The organism is Gemmiger formicilis (genome assembly GCF_018784445.1).
In the GTDB taxonomy this organism is placed as follows: Bacteria; Bacillota; Clostridia; order Oscillospirales; family Ruminococcaceae; genus Gemmiger.
In genome coordinates, this window is record NZ_WQOH01000037.1 from 1 (window position 1) to 1,775 (window position 1,775).

Below are 1,775 nucleotides of genomic sequence, written 5' to 3' on the forward strand. Positions count from 1 at the left end.
GTCCTTACCGTTTCCGGCTTCTTCAAGCAGGGCGCAACCGACACCGCAGCCGACAAGATGATGAAAGTGCTGGAAGCGGAAGCTGCTACACAAAAAACGGCGATTTGACCGACCATAAAGAAGCAGATTTGACGCTTTTGCCGCTATACAGACAGCCGCCCCATGTGGTACAATCAAGGTACGGAATAGTGGGGCTGGCTGTCGGAAACGGAGGATTTTATGTTAAGACAGACCAACCAACAACCAATTACCGCCCTTTACCCAAGACTTTCCCATGAGGACGAGCTGCAAGGCGAGAGTAATTCCATTTCCAATCAGAAGCGTATCCTTGAAACCTATGCAAAGCAGAACGGCTTTTCCAATCTGCGCTGGTACACGGACGACGGTTATTCTGGTGCGAACTTTCAAAGACCCGGTTTTCAAGCCATGCTTGCGGACATTGAAGCCGGAAAAGTCGGGACAGTTATCGTAAAGGATATGTCGAGGTTAGGGCGAAACTACCTGCAAGTGGGAATGTACACGGAAATGATTTTCCCACAGAAAGGTGTCCGCTTCATCGCTATCAATGACGGAGTGGACAGCGCACAGGGCGACAATGATTTTGCCCCGCTGCGGAATATCTTTAACGAATGGCTGGTGAGAGATACGAGCAAGAAAATCAAAGCAGTGAAACGCTCAAAAGGCATGAGTGGCAAGCCTATCACAAGCAAGCCTGTGTATGGCTACCTCATGGACGAGGACGAAAATTTCATCATTGACGAGGAAGCTGCACCCGTAGTCAAGCAGATATACAATTTCTGCCTTGCCGGGAATGGTCCGACCAAGATAGCCCGTATGCTCACAGAGCAGCAAATCCCCACGCCGGGAACGCTGGAATACCGCAGGACGGGCAGCACCCGCCGCTACCACCCCGGCTATGAGTGCAAGTGGGCGACCAATACCGTTGTGCATATCCTTGAAAACCGGGAATACACGGGCTGTCTGGTAAACTTCAAGACAGAAAAACTTTCTTACAAAGTCAAGCACAGTGTAGAAAATTCCCCGGAAAAGCAAGTGATTTTCGAGAACCACCACGAGCCTATCATAGACACGCAAACATGGGAACGGGTGCAGGAGCTTCGCAAGCAGCGCAAACGCCCCAACCGCTATGATGAAGTGGGCTTGTTCTCCGGCATACTGTTCTGTGCGGACTGCGGCAGCGTCATGTATCAGCAGCGATACCAGACAGACAAGCGCAAGCAGGACTGTTATATCTGCGGCAACTACAAGAAACGCACCCATGACTGTACGGCGCATTTTATCCGCACCGACCTCTTGACCGCTGGTGTACTCTCCAATCTGCGGAAAGTGACAAGCTATGCGGCAAAGCATGAAGCCCGGTTTATGAAGCTCTTGATTGAGCAGAACGAGGACGGGGGCAAGCGCAGGAACGCCGCCAAGAAAAAGGAACTGGAAGCCGCCGAGAAACGCATAGCCGAGTTATCCGCTATCTTCAAGCGGCTGTATGAGGACAGCGTGACCGGGCGCATATCAGACGAGCGTTTCACAGAGCTGTCGGCAGACTATGAAGCAGAGCAACGGGAACTGAAAGAAAGAGCCGCCGCTATCCAAGCGGAGCTTTCCAAAGCACAGGAAGCCACCGTGAACGCAGAAAAGTTTATGAATGTTGTCCGGCGGCATACCAGCTTTGAAGAACTTACCCCTACTCTGCTGCGGGAGTTTGTAGAGAAAATTGTTGTGCATGAGTGCAGCTATGACGAGAACAAGACCCGCAG

The 1,775-nt window shown here is 51.5% G+C and carries 1 protein-coding gene and 1 pseudogene; both read left to right on the forward strand.

The window, feature by feature from the left end; all coding sequences use genetic code 11:
- A pseudogene (locus tag GPK89_RS11510) lies at positions 1 to 108 on the forward strand (transposon-encoded TnpW family protein); the annotation flags it as partial.
- 111 nt (positions 109 to 219) lie between these two features.
- On the forward strand, positions 220 to 1,775 hold a 1,556-nt coding region (locus GPK89_RS11515; RefSeq protein WP_215693292.1), incomplete at its 3' end, for a recombinase family protein.